This window comes from Bacteroidota bacterium (genome assembly GCA_030706565.1).
Classification (GTDB): Bacteria; Bacteroidota; Bacteroidia; order Bacteroidales; family JAUZOH01; genus JAUZOH01.
The window spans coordinates 1-2,622 of record JAUZOH010000488.1 but is presented as its reverse complement, the minus strand read 5'-3'; the positions used below and the strand labels follow the sequence as shown (position 1 = coordinate 2,622).

Here is a 2,622-nt window from a genome sequence, read left to right as displayed (position 1 = left end):
GAATAACCTGACTGCCCCTTCGGTTTTTGACAGCCGCAGGCAGCCCAAATTCAACGGTTCTTTCAGTCAATTCCTGATTTATGCCAAAGGGCAGTATTTGTTGAGTAACCGCCTATTGATCAGCGGATCTTCAATCAAATCGTTTTCATCTTCTCCTGTACTTTCTGATTTTAATGCAGCTACAGTAGGCATAGATTATAAACTTACCGACAATATCCAGATAGGCGCCAGCTTCAGCTATTCCAACGGCTATAATCCTTATGATCCTTACAGCAGGTGGAACGGCTATAATTCTTTTTATGGGCCCTATAATCAAGGTTGGTGATTTTTTTTCAAAACCTTTCAAAACCGTCATTAGATTCAATATTTTCCGTTGTGTTAAAGGTGAATTTTACAATTTGTTGAGAAAAACCTGAAAATATATTTGTTTAATTGAATAAAAATCACGAGTTTTGCACACCGTTTTGAAAAAATATAAAAAATAGAATCATGTCGAAAGTTTGTCAGATAACAGGAAAACGCGCAATGAAAGGTAACAATGTGTCGCATTCAAAGAGAAGAACGCGGCGTTTGTTTAACCCTAATCTTTTTGAGAAAAAGATATATTTGGCTGAAGAGAATCGTTGGGTTAAATTGAAATTGACTGCAGCTGCTTTGCGCACAATAAACAAAAAGGGTTTGGCTACTGTATTGAAAGAAGCTAAACAAAAGGGGTTCATCAAAACAACGATTTAATCTAAGGAGAATAGAAAATGGCAAAAAAAGGAAATAGAGTGCAGGTAATTTTGGAATGCACCGAACAAAAAGAAAGTGGTTTACCTGGTACTTCCCGTTATATTACAACCAAAAACAAAAAAAATACTCCCGAACGTATGGAGTTGAAGAAGTACAATCCTATTTTGAAGAGACATACAATTCACAGAGAAATTAAATAATTTGAACTATGGCAAAAAAAGTTGTTGCATCCTTAAAAAAGGAAGGTTCCGGCAAAGATTTTTCCAAGGTAATTAAGATGGTAAAGTCTGAAAAAACGGGTGCTTATGCTTTTAAGGAAGAAATTGTTCCTAATGAACAGTTAAAAGACTATATGAAAAACAATTAATTTGTTTTTCATATCTGCTTTATAATATGAATTCAGGCTTTCTTTTTTAAGAAAGCCTTTTTACTATAAATAAATAAGTACTTTCTGCTTTGTTGAAAGGAATGTCAGTATGGAAGGTTTTGGTTTTTTTTCAAAGAAACACAAGAATGAAACATTAGAAAAAGGCCTGCAAAAGACCAAGGAAAGTGTATTTAAAAAACTTTCTCGCGCAATTGCCGGTAAGTCAAAGGTTGACGATGAAGTACTCGATAACCTCGAAGAGGTATTGATTACTTCCGATGTGGGGGTTGATACTACCCTGAAAATCATTCAGCGCATCGAAGACCGCGTGGCAAAAGACAAGTATTTGAATATTAATGAGTTAGATGGCATTTTGAAAGAAGAAATTGCTGCCCTGCTTACTGAAAACAATTCCAGCCTGAAATTCGATTTCTCCATGCCTTTAAGTAACAGACCGTATGTTATTATGGTCGTAGGTGTTAATGGAGTCGGTAAAACTACAACCATTGGAAAATTGGCCTATCATTTTAAAAAGGCTGGGAAAAAAGTCTTTCTTGGGGCTGCCGATACATTCCGGGCAGCGGCTGTCGAACAACTGGACATCTGGGCAGAACGTGTCGGGGTTGAAATCGTTAAACAGCAGATGGGTTCCGATCCGGCTTCTGTGGCTTTTGATACCCTTACTTCAGCCAAAAATAAAGACGCTGATGTGGTTATCATCGATACGGCCGGCCGGCTTCATAATAAAATAAACCTGATGAACGAGCTGACCAAGATTAAAACCGTGATGCAGAAGGTAATTCCGGCTGCTCCTCATGAAGTTCTTCTGGTTCTTGACGGCTCTACCGGGCAAAATGCTTTTGAACAGGCCAAGCAGTTTACTGCGGCCACCGAAGTAAATGCGCTGGCATTGACCAAACTTGACGGTACTGCAAAAGGCGGCGTGGTGATTGGCATTAGCGACCAGTTTAAGATTCCTGTAAAATACATTGGCGTGGGAGAAGGACTCGATGATCTTCAGATATTTGACAGAGTTGAGTTTGTCGATTCCCTTTTCAGCAAAGAATAATCCCCCTTTTCCTGACTATGAGAAATAAATTGATCCATGTGGTTACTCTGGGTTGCTCCAAAAACCTGGTTGATTCCGAGTATTTGATGAAGCAGCTTCAGGCCGGAGGTTATCAGATTGTCCACGATTCGGATAATACCGATGCCAAAATAGTCATTATCAATACCTGCGGCTTTATTCAGGATGCCAAGCAGGAATCCATCAATACCATTCTGGAGTTTGCACAGGCCAAATCGGCCGGTAAGATTGATAAACTTTACGTCATGGGTTGCCTTTCCGAACGTTATAAGCCCGAATTGAAGAAGGAAATCCCTGAAGCTGATGAATTCTTTGGTGTAAATAACATGAAGGATGTACTTAAGGATCTGCAAGTTGACTACAAAAAAGAATTAACCGGCGAACGTCTCCTCACTACCCCTGCCCATTATGCTTACCTGAAAATTTCTGAGGG

General features: G+C 39.1%; 6 protein-coding genes. All 6 read left to right on the top strand.

The genetic code is table 11. The features are described 5' to 3' along the window. On the top strand, window positions 1-325 hold a 325-nt coding region (locus Q8907_15925), incomplete at its 5' end, for a hypothetical protein (protein ID MDP4275757.1). Window positions 326-489: 164 nt separating this feature from the next. Continuing rightward, window positions 490-735, top strand: coding sequence for a 50S ribosomal protein L28 (gene rpmB, locus Q8907_15920; GenBank protein ID MDP4275756.1), 246 nt, complete (start codon window positions 490-492; stop codon window positions 733-735). A 17-nt stretch (window positions 736-752) separates the two neighbouring features. Beyond that, a complete protein-coding gene (gene rpmG / locus Q8907_15915; protein ID MDP4275755.1) occupies window positions 753-935 on the top strand; it encodes a 50S ribosomal protein L33 in 183 nt (60 codons plus the stop codon). 8 nt (window positions 936-943) lie between these two features. Then, complete coding sequence (locus tag Q8907_15910) at window positions 944-1,102, top strand: DUF4295 domain-containing protein (GenBank protein MDP4275754.1); 159 nt, start codon at window positions 944-946, stop codon at window positions 1,100-1,102. A 109-nt stretch (window positions 1,103-1,211) separates the two neighbouring features. Continuing rightward, the gene (ftsY, locus tag Q8907_15905; protein ID MDP4275753.1) at window positions 1,212-2,171 is read left to right on the top strand and encodes a signal recognition particle-docking protein FtsY; all 960 of its coding nucleotides are present in this window, start codon (window positions 1,212-1,214) and stop codon (window positions 2,169-2,171) included. A gap of 17 nt (window positions 2,172-2,188) precedes the next feature. Next, window positions 2,189-2,622: 30S ribosomal protein S12 methylthiotransferase RimO (locus Q8907_15900; GenBank protein ID MDP4275752.1), on the top strand; the 434-nt coding region annotated here is incomplete at its 3' end.